This window comes from Mycobacterium sp. NTMscope_MAC_12, assembly GCF_976985675.1.
In genome coordinates this window covers 4325132-4340667 of the sequence record NZ_CDRJYY010000001.1, presented here as the reverse complement: position 1 = coordinate 4340667, position 15536 = coordinate 4325132, and the positions used below count along the sequence as shown (strand labels likewise).

At 66.9% G+C, this 15536-nt stretch carries 15 protein-coding genes and 1 riboswitch; of the genes, 7 read left to right on the top strand and 8 right to left on the bottom strand.

The window, feature by feature from the left end; genetic code table 11:
• Positions 1 to 96 precede the first annotated feature (96 nt).
• Together AC0KS4_RS20000 and AC0KS4_RS19995 are read left to right on the top strand one after the other, a co-directional pair.
• Positions 97 to 942, top strand: a complete 846-nt coding sequence (locus AC0KS4_RS20000; protein WP_225329301.1) for a bifunctional methylenetetrahydrofolate dehydrogenase/methenyltetrahydrofolate cyclohydrolase — start codon at positions 97 to 99, stop codon at positions 940 to 942.
• Entirely contained in the window at positions 939 to 1220 is a 282-nt protein-coding gene (locus tag AC0KS4_RS19995) for a DUF3017 domain-containing protein (protein ID WP_225329302.1), read from the top strand. Before AC0KS4_RS20000 ends, AC0KS4_RS19995 begins: the two co-directional genes overlap by 4 nt.
• On the opposite strand, the gene AC0KS4_RS19990 is transcribed toward AC0KS4_RS19995, so the two are convergent.
• Positions 1217 to 1774 (bottom strand): DUF732 domain-containing protein, encoded by a 558-nt coding sequence (locus tag AC0KS4_RS19990; RefSeq protein ID WP_238956764.1) that lies wholly within the window; start codon positions 1772 to 1774, stop codon positions 1217 to 1219. The two genes, AC0KS4_RS19995 and AC0KS4_RS19990, sit on opposite strands and share 4 nt — an antisense overlap.
• A 463-nt stretch (positions 1775 to 2237) precedes the next feature.
• Positions 2238 to 2621, bottom strand: a complete 384-nt coding sequence (locus AC0KS4_RS19985) for a hypothetical protein (RefSeq protein WP_238956763.1) — start codon at positions 2619 to 2621, stop codon at positions 2238 to 2240.
• A gap of 402 nt (positions 2622 to 3023) precedes the next feature.
• Here AC0KS4_RS19985 and AC0KS4_RS19980 point away from each other — a divergent pair, with 402 nt between their 5' ends.
• On the top strand, positions 3024 to 4388 hold the full coding sequence (locus AC0KS4_RS19980; RefSeq protein ID WP_238956762.1) for an HNH endonuclease signature motif containing protein: 1365 nt from the start codon (positions 3024 to 3026) through the stop codon (positions 4386 to 4388).
• A 28-nt stretch (positions 4389 to 4416) separates the two neighbouring features.
• Here the strand turns inward: AC0KS4_RS19980 and AC0KS4_RS19975 are convergent, their stop codons facing one another.
• From AC0KS4_RS19975 to AC0KS4_RS19960, 4 genes are read right to left on the bottom strand one after another with little or no spacing between them, the layout of a single operon-like run.
• The gene (locus AC0KS4_RS19975; protein WP_238956761.1) at positions 4417 to 4851 is read right to left on the bottom strand and encodes a VOC family protein; all 435 of its coding nucleotides are present in this window, start codon (positions 4849 to 4851) and stop codon (positions 4417 to 4419) included.
• A gap of 23 nt (positions 4852 to 4874) precedes the next feature.
• The gene (locus AC0KS4_RS19970; RefSeq protein WP_238956760.1) at positions 4875 to 5609 is read right to left on the bottom strand and encodes a class I SAM-dependent methyltransferase; all 735 of its coding nucleotides are present in this window, start codon (positions 5607 to 5609) and stop codon (positions 4875 to 4877) included.
• Positions 5606 to 6754 (bottom strand): homoserine O-acetyltransferase MetX, encoded by a 1149-nt coding sequence (metX, locus tag AC0KS4_RS19965; protein ID WP_238956759.1) that lies wholly within the window; start codon positions 6752 to 6754, stop codon positions 5606 to 5608. Before metX ends, AC0KS4_RS19970 begins: the two co-directional genes overlap by 4 nt.
• Positions 6755 to 6767: 13 nt before the next feature.
• Positions 6768 to 8144 (bottom strand): bifunctional o-acetylhomoserine/o-acetylserine sulfhydrylase, encoded by a 1377-nt coding sequence (locus tag AC0KS4_RS19960; protein ID WP_238956758.1) that lies wholly within the window; start codon positions 8142 to 8144, stop codon positions 6768 to 6770.
• Between the two features lie 175 nt (positions 8145 to 8319).
• Positions 8320 to 8437, bottom strand: a riboswitch (SAM riboswitch).
• Positions 8438 to 8596: 159 nt separating this feature from the next.
• On the opposite strand from AC0KS4_RS19960, the gene AC0KS4_RS19955 reads away from it, so the two are divergent.
• Both AC0KS4_RS19955 and AC0KS4_RS19950 read left to right on the top strand, forming a co-directional pair.
• On the top strand, positions 8597 to 10834 hold the full coding sequence (locus tag AC0KS4_RS19955; protein WP_238956757.1) for an NADP-dependent isocitrate dehydrogenase: 2238 nt from the start codon (positions 8597 to 8599) through the stop codon (positions 10832 to 10834).
• Positions 10835 to 10852: 18 nt separating this feature from the next.
• Positions 10853 to 12094, top strand: coding sequence for an NADP-dependent isocitrate dehydrogenase (locus tag AC0KS4_RS19950; protein ID WP_238956756.1), 1242 nt, complete (start codon positions 10853 to 10855; stop codon positions 12092 to 12094).
• Here the strand turns inward: AC0KS4_RS19950 and AC0KS4_RS19945 are convergent.
• Positions 12087 to 12896, bottom strand: coding sequence for an alpha/beta fold hydrolase (locus AC0KS4_RS19945; RefSeq protein ID WP_238956755.1), 810 nt, complete (start codon positions 12894 to 12896; stop codon positions 12087 to 12089). The genes AC0KS4_RS19950 and AC0KS4_RS19945 overlap by 8 nt on opposite strands.
• A gap of 253 nt (positions 12897 to 13149) precedes the next feature.
• Here AC0KS4_RS19945 and trpS point away from each other — a divergent pair, with 253 nt between their 5' ends.
• Positions 13150 to 14169, top strand: a complete 1020-nt coding sequence (gene trpS / locus AC0KS4_RS19940) for a tryptophan--tRNA ligase (protein ID WP_238956754.1) — start codon at positions 13150 to 13152, stop codon at positions 14167 to 14169.
• Positions 14170 to 14180: 11 nt separating this feature from the next.
• Positions 14181 to 15218: an inner membrane protein YhjD gene (yhjD, locus tag AC0KS4_RS19935; protein WP_238956753.1), complete on the top strand. Its 1038-nt coding sequence runs from the start codon at positions 14181 to 14183 to the stop codon at positions 15216 to 15218.
• On the opposite strand, the gene AC0KS4_RS19930 is transcribed toward yhjD, so the two are convergent.
• Positions 15215 to 15529 (bottom strand): DMT family transporter, encoded by a 315-nt coding sequence (locus AC0KS4_RS19930; protein ID WP_225329314.1) that lies wholly within the window; start codon positions 15527 to 15529, stop codon positions 15215 to 15217. The genes yhjD and AC0KS4_RS19930 overlap by 4 nt on opposite strands.
• Positions 15530 to 15536: the final 7 nt, after the last annotated feature.

Here is a 15536-nt window from a genome sequence, read left to right as displayed (position 1 = left end):
CGCGGCGGGTCGCCATCATCGATCTAATGGCGATCGCGAGCGCGGCGTAGCCGGGCGCGGCGGGTCGCCATCATCGATATCTGCCAGACTGTCAGCGTGGGAGCAATCACGCTGGACGGCAAGGCCACCCGCGACGAAATCTTCGTCGACCTCAAACAGCGCGTGGCCGCACTCACCGCATCGGGACGCACCCCCGGATTGGGCACCATCCTGGTGGGCGAGGACCCGGGTTCGCAGGCTTACGTGCGGGGCAAGCACGCCGACTGCGCCAAGGTCGGGATCACCTCGATTCGCCGCGACCTGCCCGCCGACATCAGCACCGCCGCGCTCAACGACACCATCGACGAGCTGAACGCGAACCCCGACTGCACCGGTTATATCGTGCAGTTGCCGTTGCCCAAGCACCTGGACGAGAACGCGGCGCTGGAGCGGGTCGACCCGAACAAGGACGCCGACGGGCTGCACCCGACCAACCTGGGCCGGCTGGTGCTCAACAATCCGGCCCCGCTGCCGTGCACGCCGCGCGGCATCGTGCATCTGCTGCGCCGCTACGACGTCGAGATCGCCGGGGCGCACGTGGTCGTCATCGGCCGCGGTGTGACGGTCGGTCGCCCGCTGGGGCTGCTGCTGACCCGCCGTTCCGAGAACGCCACGGTGACGTTGTGCCACACCGGGACTCGCGATCTGCCGGCGTTGACCCGGCAGGCCGACATCATCGTGGCGGCCGTCGGGGTTCCGCACCTGCTGACCGCCGACATGGTGCGTCCCGGCGCCGCGGTGCTCGACGTGGGGGTCAGCCGGACCGACGACGGACTCGTCGGCGATGTGCACCCCGATGTGTGGGACGTCGCCGGCCATGTGTCACCCAACCCCGGCGGTGTGGGCCCGTTGACCCGCGCGTTCCTGCTGACCAACGTCGTCGAGCTGGCCGAGCGGGAATGACCGCGCGGACCGTGCTGCGGGCCCAATGGCCGATTCTGTTGGTGGGCCTGATCTTTGCCACGGCGCTGGCCTTGGTGGGGGCCAACTTCTGGCGCCGCGGTTCGCTGTTGATCGGCATCGGCGTGGGCGTGGCCGCGCTGCTGCGACTGGTGCTGTCCGAGGAGCGGGCCGGTCTACTGGTGGTGCGCGGCAAGGGAATCGACTTCATCACCACCGCGGTGGTCGGCGCGGCGATGGTCTACATCGCGTGGACGATCGACCCGCTGGGCACCGTTTAGAAACTCGGCAGCGCCGGAACCTGTCCGGGCAGCTGCCCGGCCATGCCCGGGATCTGGCCCGTCATTCCGGGGACCTGGCCCGCCATGCCCGGGATTTGGCCCGTCATCCCCGGGATCTGACCTGCCATCCCCGGGATCTGTCCGGGCATTCCCGGAACCTGCGGCATGGCGCCGGACAGGTTGCCGCTGGCGATGTTCGCCATCTCCTGGGGGCAATACGTCTGGATCGCGATCGTGGTGAACATGCTGGCCATCTGTGGGGACATGCCCCGGCCGGAGATGCTGGACGCGGCCGCGGCGAAGCTGCCGCCCGGTTGCGAAAGCATCGGGCAGATCGATTCGCCGACGGCCATCGCGTTTCCGGGTTCGCCGAAGTCGATGCCCGCGTGATTGAGCGCGTCGATGAAGTCGTCGCCGTTGCCCTCCGCTTCGGCCGGCGCCGCGAAGGCCGAGGCCACCGTGAGCAGGCCGGCCACCGCGGCGAGCAGGCGAATCGGGAGGGGCTGATGACGCAAAACCCAGATCCCCCGATGAGTTCGTGCAAGTGCCTTCACGCCAGCCTCCCCGTCCGCATGGAGTGCACCGACGGCACTCGAATCACGCTACGAACTCTGATCTATCACTGTCACGTTTACGAAACGGTGCGGTAAAGGTTCGCACAATAAGCGTTTCGTGAGGTCGGTGCGTTCGCGATGGGGCTTATTGAGCGGGCGGTTCGGGCAGGCGGATCGGTGGCCGCCGCGGCTCCGACGACGGTGCGCCGGGCGCGCACGCCAAGCGGTGCAAAGGTTCTCGATGGGCGACTGGGTCAAGTATCGGCGGGCGCACCGTCGGCCTTCTCGCCATTCCGCGGAGGCCACGTCCCGTGGAGTGGTGTAAGTAGCGCCGCCGATTCGCTTGAGCCTCTGCGGTTTCCACCGCCTGCTGTCATCGCGCCCCAGCCGCCACCGTGAGCTGCGCCTAAAGTCTCTTCTCCGAAGTAGTGTGACTCCCGTCGTGGGGCTTGTCGTAGCGCCGTCAGCGGTGCCATCGCTCGGTGTTTGCTGAAGGCCGCCGATAATCCGGCTGATCCACTCGGTGTAAACCCTCGTGATAGGTATTTTCTGGCCGGCTGAAGTAGGTCCACAACAAGATCGCGCGCGGCGACTTAACCTCGCGACCGTTGTAGAGCACGCTGACTTCCGAGCTGTGCAGCGGAGCGTCCCATGCTGGCTTCCAGTCCGGATCGGTGATGCGCGACTCGATCCAGTCGATGAGTTCCGGTATCTCCACGTCGGTGACTATGCAGGCGGCCGAGGCGAGACTGGTGTCGTCGTCGAGCCCGTACCAGTCGAGAACGAAGTACGTCGGACGGTCGTATTCGCCGCCGACGAGGCGCTCGTCTACCTCCTCGATTCTCATATTGACAGTCCTAACCCGGGTAGCGCCCCCGTGGAGTGGTGCAATTCGAGCGGGCGTTTCGCCTGAGGCTCTGCGAGTTTCCACTATGCCGTGATCGCGGCGGGGACGGCAACGGACTCGTCGTTGGAGTCTTGGGCGGGTTTGAGAAGCGCCAGTGTGGTTTCGGAAGCGCGATGCTCCTCTCGGTAGTGATACTTGGTCGATTCACCACAGAGACTCACGCGATGGCCCCTCCACATTCGGGACCGACACGCCGCTGCGATTTACACCACCTTGCTGGACGCAACCCCCGCGGACGCGTTTTCGAATACGGAAAACGCATACCGAAATCCCTTGTTTCACTGCGGTTTCTGTGGTCACATTGCGCCGTTTTTTGTCGGTGTGTGTCGATAGTTTGGCGGTGTGAGTTCCACTGGTCTGCCCGATGTCGACGCGGTGTTCGACGCGCTCGATGCCGACCTGGACCGCGCCTGCGCGTTGGTGCTCGACGCGTTGAACGTCCAGCAGCAGCTGGCGGTGTTGGAGCGCTGTGAGAGGCTGCGCCGGCGCATCCCGGTCATCGAGCATCCGCTGCTCAATTCGCTTGCCCGCCAAGCCCCCTCGCAGGAACTCGGCGGCGGGCTACCCCACGCTTTGACCGAACGCACCCTGATCAGCCGTCACGAGGCGTCTCGGCGCATCAAGGAAGCCCGCGACCTGGGACCCCGCCACGGACTGACCGGTGAACCCCTGCCGCCGGCCCTGCCCGCCACCGCCGCGGCCCAGCGCGTCGGAGACCTGGGCGCCGGTCAGGTGGCCGTGATCCGCAAGTTCTGCCGCCAGCTGCCCGGCTGGGTCGACGCCGCGGCCCGCGAGTTTGCCGAAGCCCAACTGGCCGGGTTCGGAACCCAGTTCGGCCCCGAACACCTCACCGAGCTGGCCCGCGGAATGTCCAATGTCCTCAATCCTGATGGCATCTTCACCGATGAGGACCGGGCCCGTAGCCGTGGCGTGACCCTGGGCCCCCAGCAAGCCGACGGCATGTCGCAGCTGCGTGGCCTGATCACCCCCGAGCTGCGCGCCACCGTCGAAGCCGTGGAAGCCAAACTCGGCGCCCCGGGGATGTGCAACCCTCTCGACGACACCCCGTGTGTCGACGGGACCCCCAGCCAAGCCGCCATCGACCGGGATACGCGCTCGAAGGCTCAACGCGGTCACGACGCCCTGCTGGCCGCACTGCGCGCGCTGCTGGCCTCCGGGGAGTTGGGTCAGCACAACGGGTTACCCGCCTCCATCATCGTCACCACCACCCTGGCCGAGTTGGAGGCCGCCGCCGGGCGCGGCCTGACCGGCGGGGGCACCATCCTGCCGATGAGTGAGGTGATCCGCCTGGGCCGCCACGCGCACCACTACTTGGCGATCTTCGACAAGGGCAAGGCCCTGGCGTTGTATCACACCAAACGGCTGGCTTCCCCGGGGCAGCGGATCGTGTTGTACGCCAAGGACCGCGGCTGCACCGCCCCAGGCTGCGGGGTTAAGGGCTACTACTGCGAAGTGCATCACGTCACCGACTACGCCACCTCCCATACCACCGACATCGACGACCTCACCTTCGCCTGCGGCCCACACCACCGCCTGCTCCAACCCCGCGGCTGGACCACCCGCAAGAACGCCAAAGGCGAGACCGAATGGAAACCACCACCGCACCTCGAGCGCAATCGGCCATGCACCAACACCTTTCACCATCCGGAGAAACTGCTGCGTGACGAGGACGATGACGGGTGGTAACCGGGCTGGGGTACTTCAACGACGGCGATCAGGCTTCCGAGAAGTCGGGCACTGTGATCGCGCCGTCCTCGGCTAGCGCGAACCCAGGGTTGTGGGCGATTTCCCACGCGTGACCATCGGGATCGCGGAACGCGCCCGCGTACCCGCCGTAGAACGTCTCGGCAGCGGCGCGTGTGATGGTGGCTCCGGCATCTGTTGCCGCGGCCAGGATCTCGTCCACCTCGGCGCGCGACCGCACGTTGTGAGCCATGGCGATGCCGCCGAAGCCGTCATCGCCTTGGTCGGCGATGCCGAGATCGGCCGAAAGCTTCTCTCGCGCCCACAGACTCACGGCGAGGCCGCCGGCCTGAAAGAAGACCGTTTCCTGCACCACTTGACCGTGCCAGCCGAGGCGCGCATAGAAGCGGCGGGCGCGATGCAGGTCGGCGACGCCCAGGGTGATGAGACTCAGTCGCTGCTCCATGCGACGAGACACTACGCAAGCGCTCAGCCGGCCAGCGTCGCCCGGGTGCACATGGTGACATAGGGCAGCGCCAGGCCGGTCGCATTCGCCAGCGCCGGATGGGTGGCCAGCAACTCGCGCACCTCGTCGAGCGTCCTGGAGCGAACCTCAGTCGGCGACGTGATGCAGTAACTGCGCGACGCGACGAGGTCGATCAACGCTTGCGGCGTAAGGTAACTCGTCCACTCGACCTGATGCTGCGCGAGGTCGGTAAACGGCTCGGGCAGCTGCACCTGGGTGCGGCCGCCGTCGCCGTCACTGCCGATGATCCGGCCCAGCTCGCGCACCCAGCCCAGCCGTTCGTCGCGGGTGTTCCACACCAGGCCCAGCCGCCCGCCCGGCCGCAGCACGCGGGCCACCTCGGGTATCGCGCGCTCGGGGTCCACCCAATGCCAGGCCTGGGCCACCAGCACCACGTCAACGCTGTTGTCTTCCAACGGAATCTCTTCCGCCGTGCCCAGCAGCGCGCGGGTCTCGGGTAGCGAGGTCCGCAACACTTCCAGCATGCCCGGGATCGGGTCGACGGCCACCACGTCCAGGCCGCGCTCCACCAGCCGGGTCGTCAGCTTGCCGGTGCCCGCACCCAGATCGAGCACCTGGCGCGCGCCGACCGGCAACAGCCAGTCGATCGCCTCCGGGGGATAGGAGGGGCGGCCACGCTCATAGGCCGCGGCCGCCGAGCCGAATGACAAAGAACGGTCCTGCCGCGAGCGGGTCACCGTTGCGACGTGCCTTCCCTGCTGTCCGCGTCGGCCAACACCAGTGTCTTGCGGATCAATTCGCCGACCGCATCGACTTCCACCAGGAAGCCGTCGTGCCCGCAATCGGAGTCGACCACCTGCAGGCCGGTGCAGCCCGGCAGGTGCTCCGCCAGCTCCTCCTGCAGGCGCAGCGGGTACAGCCGGTCGGACGCGATGCCGCCCACCACCACCGGGACCGGGCACCCACCCAGCGCCTGGGCCACCCCGCCGCGCCCCCGGCCGACGTCGTGACTGTTCAGCGCCTCGGTCAACACCACGTAGCTGCCCGCGTCGAAGCGCTCGAGCAGCTTGTCGCCTTGGTACTCCAGGTAGCTCTGCACCGCGTAGCGGCCGCCGTCGGCCGGATCCTCGTCGCCCTGCCCGTCATTGGCGAACCGGGTGTCGAGGTCCACCTCACCGCGGTAGGTCAGATGCGCGAAGCGCCGCGCGATCGCCAGTCCGGTGTCGGGCGCCAGCCCGGTGTCGTGATAGTCGCCACCCTGCCAGTTCGGGTCGGCCTTGATGGCAGCGATCTGCGTGGACTGGGTGCCGATCTGGTCGGCGGTGGCGCGCGCGCCCACGGCCAGCAGCAGCCCGGCCCGGACCCGGTTTGGGTGGCCGACCATCCACTCCAAAGCCCTTGCGCCGCCCATGGATCCACCGACCACCGCGGCGACCTCGTCGATCCCCAGCGCGGCCAGCGCGGCGATGTCGGCCTGCACCTGGTCGCGGATCGAAATCCGCGGGAACCTTGAGCCCCAGGGCTTTCCGTCCCGCCGCCGCGAGCTGGGCCCGGTGGAGCCGCGGCAACCGCCGAGCACGTTGGTGGCCACCGCGCACCAGCGGTCGGTGTCGATCGGCGCGCCCGGGCCGACCATGCCGTCCCACCAGCCGCCGGTGGGATGTCCGGGCCCGGCCGGCCCGGTGATATGCGAGTCACCGGTCAGGGCGTGCAGCACCACCATCACGTTGTCGCGTGTCGGCGACAACTCGCCCCAGCGCTGGATGGCGATGTGCACGTCGTCGATGACCGCGCCGCTCTCGGTGGTCAGCGCGCCGATATGGACGAAGCCGATTTCGCCTTCGTCAGGCAGCGTTTGGGTGGGCACGTCGGAGATCGTCATGGGCAGGATTCCTTTAGAACGCCGCCACGGCCTTCGGATCGGTGCCGGACGCCCCCGCGGCCGCACCGAATCTGGCTGCCGCGGCGAAGCCGAGCTCCAGGTCGGCGAGGATGTCGTCGATCCCCTCGATGCCGACGGCCAGCCGCACCAGCCCCGGGCTGACCCCGGTGCTCAGCTGCTCCTGCGGGGACAGCTGGGCGTGCGTCGTGGACGCCGGATGAATCACCAGCGAACGCACGTCGCCGATGTTGGCGACGTGGCTGTGCAACTTCAGCGCGTTCACGAAGGCCTTGCCGGCATCGACACCGCCGGCCAGTTCGAACGACAGCACCGCCCCGGTTCCCTTGGGCGCCAGCTTCTTTGCCCGTTCATGCCAGGGCGAGCCGGGCAGTCCGGCGTAGTTCACCGACAGCACGCCCTCGTGGCCCGCCAAGAACTCGGCCACGCGTTGCGCGTTGGCGACGTGACGTTCCATGCGCAGGCTCAGCGTCTCGATGCCCTGGGCGACCAGGAACGCGTTGAACGGTGCGGCGGCCGAACCGAGGTCGCGCAGCAGCTGCACGCGCGCCTTGAGCGCGTAGGCCGGCGGGCCGAGCTCGGCGAACACCACGCCGTGGTAGCTCGGGTCGGGTGTGGTGAATCCCGGGAACCGGCCCTGCGTCCAGTCGAAGGTGCCGCCGTCGACGACGACCCCGGCGATCGCCGAGCCGTGGCCGCCGAGGTACTTGGTGGCCGAGTGCACGACGATGTCCGCGCCGTGCCGAAACGGCTGGATCAGGTAGGGCGTGGCGACCGTGTTGTCGACGATCAGCGGGACGCCGTTGTCGTGGGCGACCCCGGCGACGCCGGGGATGTCCAGGATGTCGATCTGCGGGTTGGAAATGGTCTCGGCGAAGAAGGCTTTGGTGTTCGGTTGCGCCGCGGCCCGCCACGAATCCAGATCGTCGGGGTCTTCCACGAAGGTGACCTCGATTCCGAGCTTGGCCAGCGAGTAGTGGAACAGGTTGTAGGTCCCGCCGTAGAGCCTGGGGCTCGAGACGATGTGATCTCCGGCACACGCCAGGTTCAAGATCGCGAACGTCGCCGCCGCCTGGCCGGAGCTCAGGAACAGCGCCGCCACACCGCCCTCGAGCGCGGCGATGCGCTGCTCGACGACGTCGGTGGTCGGGTTGCCGATCCGGGTGTAGATGTTGCCCGGAACCTCCAACCCGAACAGGGCGGCGGCGTGCGTGGTGTCGTCGAAGACGTAGGAGGTGGTCTGGTAGATCGGCAGGGCGCGGGCGTTGGTGGCCGGGTCGGGCTGCTGGCCGGCGTGCACCTGCTTGGTCTCGAACGACCAATGCGCGGTCGGATCCGTGTTGTCGCTGGTAGTACCGTTGTCGGAACTCACGTGGGTTGGCTCTCTCCTGGGATATGGGCTCGGGTCTCAGCGGTCTCTCGGTGGCCGGCCGACTAGCAGCGGCGGACGATTGCGCACATCGGCCGATCCGTAAGGGTGAGCGGAGCCGAAGGAGCTGGACAGAAGCACATCACGTGTCCCCTCTAGTCAGGGGTCCGTTATGGCGGACCCGCGCTTGCCGTGCAGCCTGTGGCTACATAGACCTGGTCATCACCCGGGGCACCCCACCGCGGTTGGAGGGTTGCCGGCCAGCAAGCCGGGGCTTGATGCTGGCGCTCATGACCAATACGAAGATTATCGTACTGTGCCGACCCGCCGCCAACCGTGGCGGTGCACATGCAGGTCGACACCTGTCCAAACACCCTTGATAACGTGGCAGTTAGATTGCTGAGCCCCCCACAGAATTGTCCGATATCGAAGATCTTGCCGCCGGGAGAGAGACCGTGAGCGCCGAACAGCCGACCGTCATCTACACGCTGACCGACGAGGCGCCGCTGCTGGCGACCTACGCGTTCCTGCCGATCGTGCGTGCCTTCGCCGAACCCGCGGGGATCAAGATCAAGACCAGCGACATCTCGGTGGCGGCCCGGATCCTCGCCGAGTTCCCCGAACACCTGACCGAAGAGCAGCGGGTCCCGGACAACCTCGCGGAGCTGGGCCGGCTGACGAAGCTGGCCGACACCAACATCATCAAGCTGCCGAACATCAGCGCCTCGGTGCCCCAGCTGATCGCCGCCGTCAAGGAGCTGCAAGGCAAGGGATTCAAGATTCCGGACTTTCCGCAGAGCCCGAAGACCGACGAGGACAGGGAGATTCGCGACCGCTACGCCAAGTGCCTCGGCAGCGCGGTGAACCCGGTACTGCGACAAGGCAACTCGGACCGGCGCGCACCCAAGGCCGTCAAGGAGTACGCGCGCAAGCACCCGCACAGCATGGCGGAATGGTCGCCGGCGTCACGCACGCACGTCGCGACCATGAAGGGCGGCGACTTCTACCACGGCGAGAAGTCGATGACGCTGGACCGCGCGCGCAACGTGAAGATGGAGCTCGAGACCGAGAGCGGCAAGACGATCGTGCTCAAGCCCATGGTCTCGCTGCGCACGGGCGACGTCATCGACTCCATGTACATGAGCAAGAAGGCCCTCATCGAGTTCTACGAGGAGCAGATGCAGGACGCCTACGAGACGGGCGTGATGTTCTCGCTGCACGTCAAGGCGACGATGATGAAGGTCTCGCACCCCATCGTCTTCGGGCACGCCGTGAAGATCTTCTACAAGGAGGCCTTCGCCAAGCACCAGGAGCTCTTCGACGAACTCGGCGTCGACGTCAACAACGGATTGGTCGACCTGTACAGCAAGATCGAGGCGCTGCCCGCGTCGCTGCACGACGAGATCATCCGCGACCTGCACGCGTGCCACGAGCACCGCCCCGAGCTGGCCATGGTCGATTCGGCCAAGGGCATCACCAACTTTCACTCGCCCAGCGACGTGATCGTCGACGCGTCGATGCCGGCGATGATCCGTGCGGGCGGCAAGATGTGGGGCGCCGACGGGCGGCAGAAGGACACCAAGGCCGTCAACCCGGAGTCCACGTTCTCCCGGATCTACCAAGAGATCATCAACTTCTGCAAGACGCACGGCGCGTTCGATCCCGCGACCATGGGCACGGTCCCCAACGTCGGGCTGATGGCGCAGCAGGCCGAGGAATACGGCTCGCACGACAAGACATTCGAGATCCCCGAGAGCGGCGTCGCCAACATCGTCGACCTCGACACCGGGGAAGTCCTGCTGACCCAGAACGTGGAAACCGGCGACATCTGGCGCATGCCCATCGTCCGCGACGAACCGATCCGCGACTGGGTCAAGCTGGCCGTCAACCGGGCACGCAACTCGGGCATGACCGTGGTCTTCTGGCTGGACACCGAACGCCCGCACGAGGTCGAGCTGCGCAAGAAGGTCAAGGAATACCTGAAGGAGCACGACACCGAGGGCCTGCAGATCCAGATCATGCCGCAGGTGTGGGCCATGCGGTACACGCTCGAGCGCGCGATGCGCGGCCAGGACACCATCGCCGCGACCGGAAACATCCTGCGCGACTACCTCACCGACCTGTTCCCGATCCTGGAGCTGGGCACCAGCGCCAAGATGCTGTCCATCGTGCCGTTGATGGCCGGCGGCGGAATGTACGAGACCGGCGCGGGCGGCTCGGCCCCCAAGCACGTCCATCAACTCGTCGAGGAGAACCACCTGCGCTGGGATTCCCTCGGTGAATTCCTCGCTCTGGGAGCGTGTTTCGAGGACATCGGCATCAAGACCGACAACGAGCGCGCCAAGCTGCTGGGCAAGACGCTGGATTCCGCGATCGGAAAGCTGTTGGACAACAACAAGAGTCCGTCGCGCAAGACGGGTGAACTCGACAACCGGGGCAGCCAGTTCTATCTGGCGCTGTACTGGGCGCAGGAACTCGCCGCGCAAAACGACGACGAGGAGTTGCGCGAGCGCTTCGCCAAGCTGGCCGAGTCGTTGGGCGAGAACGAGGACACCATCGTGGCCGAGCTCGCCGAGGTGCAGGGTGAGACGGTCGACATCGGCGGGTACTACTACCCCGACAGCGAGAAGACGACGGCGGTGATGCGGCCGAGCAAGACGTTCAACGAGGTGCTCGCCGCCGCACAAGGCTGACGCCGCAGGAAGGCACCGATGTCGAGCCCGGGTTCCAAAGAAGCCAAGATCAAGGTCAAGGGCCGCGTGGTCGAGCTCGACGGCGACGAGATGACCCGCGTCATCTGGAAGCTGATCAAGGAGATGTTGATCCTTCCGCACCTCGACATCGATCTGGATTACTACGACCTGGGCATCGAGCACCGCGACCGCACCGACGACCAGGTGACGATCGACGCGGCCTACGCCATCAAGAAGCACGGCGTGGGCGTCAAGTGCGCGACGATCACCCCCGACGAGGCCCGCGTCTCCGAGTTCAACCTCAAGAAGATGTGGCTTTCGCCGAACGGGACGATCCGGAACATCTTGGGCGGCACCATCTTCCGCGAACCGATCGTCATTTCCAACGTGCCGCGCCTGGTTCCGGGCTGGACCAAGCCGATCGTCATCGGCCGCCACGCGTTCGGCGACCAGTACCGCGCGACCAACTTCAAGGTCGACAAGCCCGGCACCGTCGCCATCACGTTCACCCCCGCCGATGGCAGCGAGCCGATGGTGCACGAGATGGTGTCCATCCCCGAGGACGGCGGCGTGGTGATGGGGATGTACAACTTCAAGGACTCCGTGCGCGACTTCGCGCGCGCGTCGTTCAAGTACGGCCTGAACGCGAAATGGCCGGTGTACCTGTCGACCAAGAACACCATCCTCAAGGCCTACGACGGCATGTTCAAGGACGAGTTCCAGCGCATCTACGACGAGGAATTCAAGGAAGACTTCGAGGCCGAGGGCCTGACTTACGAGCACCGGCTGATCGACGACATGGTGGCCGCCTGCCTCAAGTGGGAGGGCGGCTACGTGTGGGCGTGCAAGAACTACGACGGCGACGTGCAGTCCGACGCCATCGCTCAGGGCTACGGCTCGCTGGGGTTGATGACCTCGGTGCTGATGACCGCCGACGGCAAGACGGTCGAGGCCGAGGCCGCGCACGGCACGGTCACCCGGCACTTCCGGCAGTATCAGGCCGGCAAACCGACCTCCACCAACCCGATCGCCTCGATCTTCGCCTGGACGCGCGGGCTGGCGCACCGCGGCAAGCTGGACGACACCCCCGAGGTGATCGAGTTCGCGCAGACGCTGGAAAACGTCATCGTCTCCACCGTCGAGAGCGGGAAGATGACCAAGGACCTCGCCATCCTGATCGGCCCCGATCAACAGTGGCAGCAGAGCGAGGAATTCCTCGACTCGATCGCCGAGAACCTAAAAAAGGAGCTGGCTAACTAGCCGGCGGCCGGTGCCGCTCGGAGAGCCGGTCCGGGCCCGCGGCGCACTCGTCGATGAAGTCGGCGATGGCCGCGGTGATGCGTTCGGGCGCCTCGAACATCGGCACGTGCCCGACGCCGTCGAGCTTGGTGATCTTCGTTCCCTCGGGCAAGAAGTTGGTGAAATGGCGGCTGAACCTGCTCGGCGGCACCACCCGGTCCTTCTCGCACAGCACCAGCTGCACGGGCACCGCGGTCTGCGCCAGCTCCAGCAGCCCGGGCTGCAGCAGCGACTTGATCAGCAGCTGGAAATAGGCCGGGCAGTGCGCGGCGTCATCGACCACGCCGCGCAGTTGCTCCACGCTGACCCCCTCCGGGGTGGCGCTCAGCGGCAGGGTCGCCAGGCGGCGGCTCAGCGGCAGCCGCAGCGCCCGCGGGCCCAGCAGCCGGGCCAGTCCCAGGACCGGCATCCCGGCGATGAACTTGCTGATGACCTCGAATTTGACCGGGCTCCAGCGCGTCCAGCCGCCCGCGGCGCCGACGCCGGTGACGCTGCGCGCCCGCCCGCGGCGCTCGAGCTCGAAGGCCACCCAGCCGCCCAGCGAGTTGCCCACCAGGTGCGCGGACTCCCAGCCGAGTTCGTCGAGCTGACGCTCGACATGGTCGGCCAGCACCGACGAGCTCAGCAGCCAGGTGCCCGCATAGGGTCCGCCGTTGTGCCCGGCCATGGTCGGGGCGAAGACCTCGTAACGGCCGGTGTCGGCGAGCCGCGGCGCCACCGGATCCCACACCGTCTGCGACATCAGGAACCCGTGCAGCAGCACGACCGGCTCTCCGGAACCATCCTCGGGGCCAAGGTGGGTCGGGCGACGGGCCGAAGGCGACGGCGAGTGAGCGGAGCTCACGAGCGAGGAGCCGAGCAGACGAGGTTGCGCATAATCCGACATTAAAGGCGGTACCGCCGGTACCGCAACACGGCCTGATCGCGGGCGCGCGGCTGGCCGCACACTCGGCGCCGAACGTGCGGGTGGCCGCACACTGAGCGCCCGCCGCCGCACGTGAAAAGATCGGTGCATCATGAGCACCGCTACCGGATCCAGCCGCATTTTCTCCGGCGTGCAGCCCACGTCCGATTCGCTTCACCTGGGTAACGCGTTGGGCGCCCTCACCCAGTGGGTCGACCTGCAGGACGACCATGACGCGTACTTCTGCGTGGTCGACCTGCATGCCATCACCGTCGCCCAGGATCCCGAGGCGCTGCGGCGGCGGACCCTGGTCACCGCCGCCCAATACCTGGCCCTGGGCATCGACCCGGCCCGCAGCACCGTCTTCGTGCAGAGCCACGTGCCCGGCCACACCCAGCTGGCCTGGGTGCTGGGCTGCTTCACCGGCTTCGGGCAGGCGTCGCGGATGACGCAGTTCAAGGACAAGTCGCTGCGCCAGGGCGCCGACTCCACCACCGTGGGTTTATTCACCTACCCGGTGCTGCAGGCCGCCGACGTGCTGGCCTACGACACCGGCCTGGTGCCGGTGGGCGAAGACCAGCGCCAGCATCTCGAGCTGGCCCGCGACGTGGCGCAGCGGTTCAACGCCCGATTCCCGGACACGTTCGTGGTGCCGGACATGCTGATCCCCAAGGCGACCGCGAAGATCTACGACCTGTCCGACCCGACGTCGAAGATGAGCAAATCCGCGGCCACCGACGCCGGGCTGATCAACCTGCTCGACGATCCGGCGTTGTCGGCCAAGAAGATTCGTTCGGCGGTGACCGACAGCGAGCGCGAGATCCGCTTCGACACCGACGCCAAGCCCGGCGTCTCCAACCTGCTGACCATCCAGTCCGCGGTCAGCGGCATCGGCGTCGACAAGCTCGTCGAGGGCTATGCCGGAAGGGGTTACGGCGATTTAAAGAAGGACACCGCGGAGGCGGTGGTCGAGTTCGTCACCCCGATCAAGGCCCGCGTCGACGAACTGACGGCCGACTTGGCCGAATTGGAGGCCATCTTGGCGGCCGGAGCCGAACGGGCCCAGGATGTCGCCGGGAAAACGGTCCAACGGGTTTACGATCGGCTTGGGTTCCTTCCGCAACGGAGGTAAGAAGTTCCACCATGAGCGAGCCGGCCAAGGAAGGCATTCTTGATCGGCTGCGGGCCCGGTACGGGTGGCTCGACCATGTCATCCGCGCCTACCAGCGTTTCGACGAACGCAACGGCGGGTTCTTTGCCGCCGGACTCACCTATTACACGATTTTCGCGTTGTTTCCGTTGCTCATGGTCGGTTTCGCGGTGTTCGGATTCGTGCTGGCCCGCCGGCCCCACCTGCTGAGCACGATCGACGATCACATACGGTCCCAGGTGTCGGGCACGCTGGGAAATCAGCTGCAGGAGTTGATGAACTCGGCGATCGACGCCCGGACTTCGGTCGGTGTCATCGGTCTGGTCACCGCGGTGTGGGCGGGCCTGGGCTGGATTTCACACCTGCGCCAAGCGCTGACCGAGATGTGGTGGGACTCGCAGGCCGAGTCGACGGGCTTCGTGCGCAGCAAGTTCTCCGATCTGCTGGCGATGGTGGGGACGTTCGCGGTGATCGTGGCCACCGTCGCGCTGACCACCATCGGCCACGCCGCACCCATGGCCACACTGCTGAAATGGCTTGGCGTACCGCAGTTTGCGGTGTTCGACTGGCTCTTCTGGGTTTTCTCGATCCTGATCGCGACGTTCGTGTCGTGGCTGCTGTTCACGTGGATGATCGCGCGCCTGCCCCGGGAAAAGGTCAGTTTCGTCGATTCGATGCGGGCCGGGCTGATCGCGGCCGTCGGCTTCGAAGTGTTCAAACAGGTGGGGTCGATCTATCTGAAGACGGTGTTGCGCAGCCCCGCGGGCGCGGCCTTCGGCCCGGTGCTGGGGTTGATGGTGTTCGCTTACATCACCGCCTATCTCGTCCTGTTCTGCACCGCGTGGGGGGCGACGGCGTCCACCGATCCGCGCGACCGCCACGTCGAGCCCCCCGCTCCGGCGATCATCGCGCCGCGGGTGCACATGGACGAGGGCCTGGGCACTCGCCAGACGCTGACCGCGATGACCCTGGGAGCCGTTGGGGCGCTGGCCCTTTCCCGAATCGCCGGGCTTGCCCGCCGTGGCCGCTAGCTGATCACCTTCAAACCCGCGATGCAGGCCACGATCCCGGCAATCAGCAACAGCTTGGTCAACGACGCCGGTTCGTCGCCGATGACCGCCGCGTAGCCCACCGTGAGCACGGCCCCGATGCCGACCCATACCGCATAGCTGGTTCCGACCGGCAGGGTGCGCATCGCGGTCGCCAGTCCGGCCATCGAAAGCGCCAGCGCGACAACGAAGACCAGCGAGGGGCCGAGCCGGGAGAAGCCGTCGGACTTGTTCAGGGCGGTCGCCCACACCGCCTCCAAGACCCCCGACGCGATCAAGACGAGCCATGCCATTGCGCAC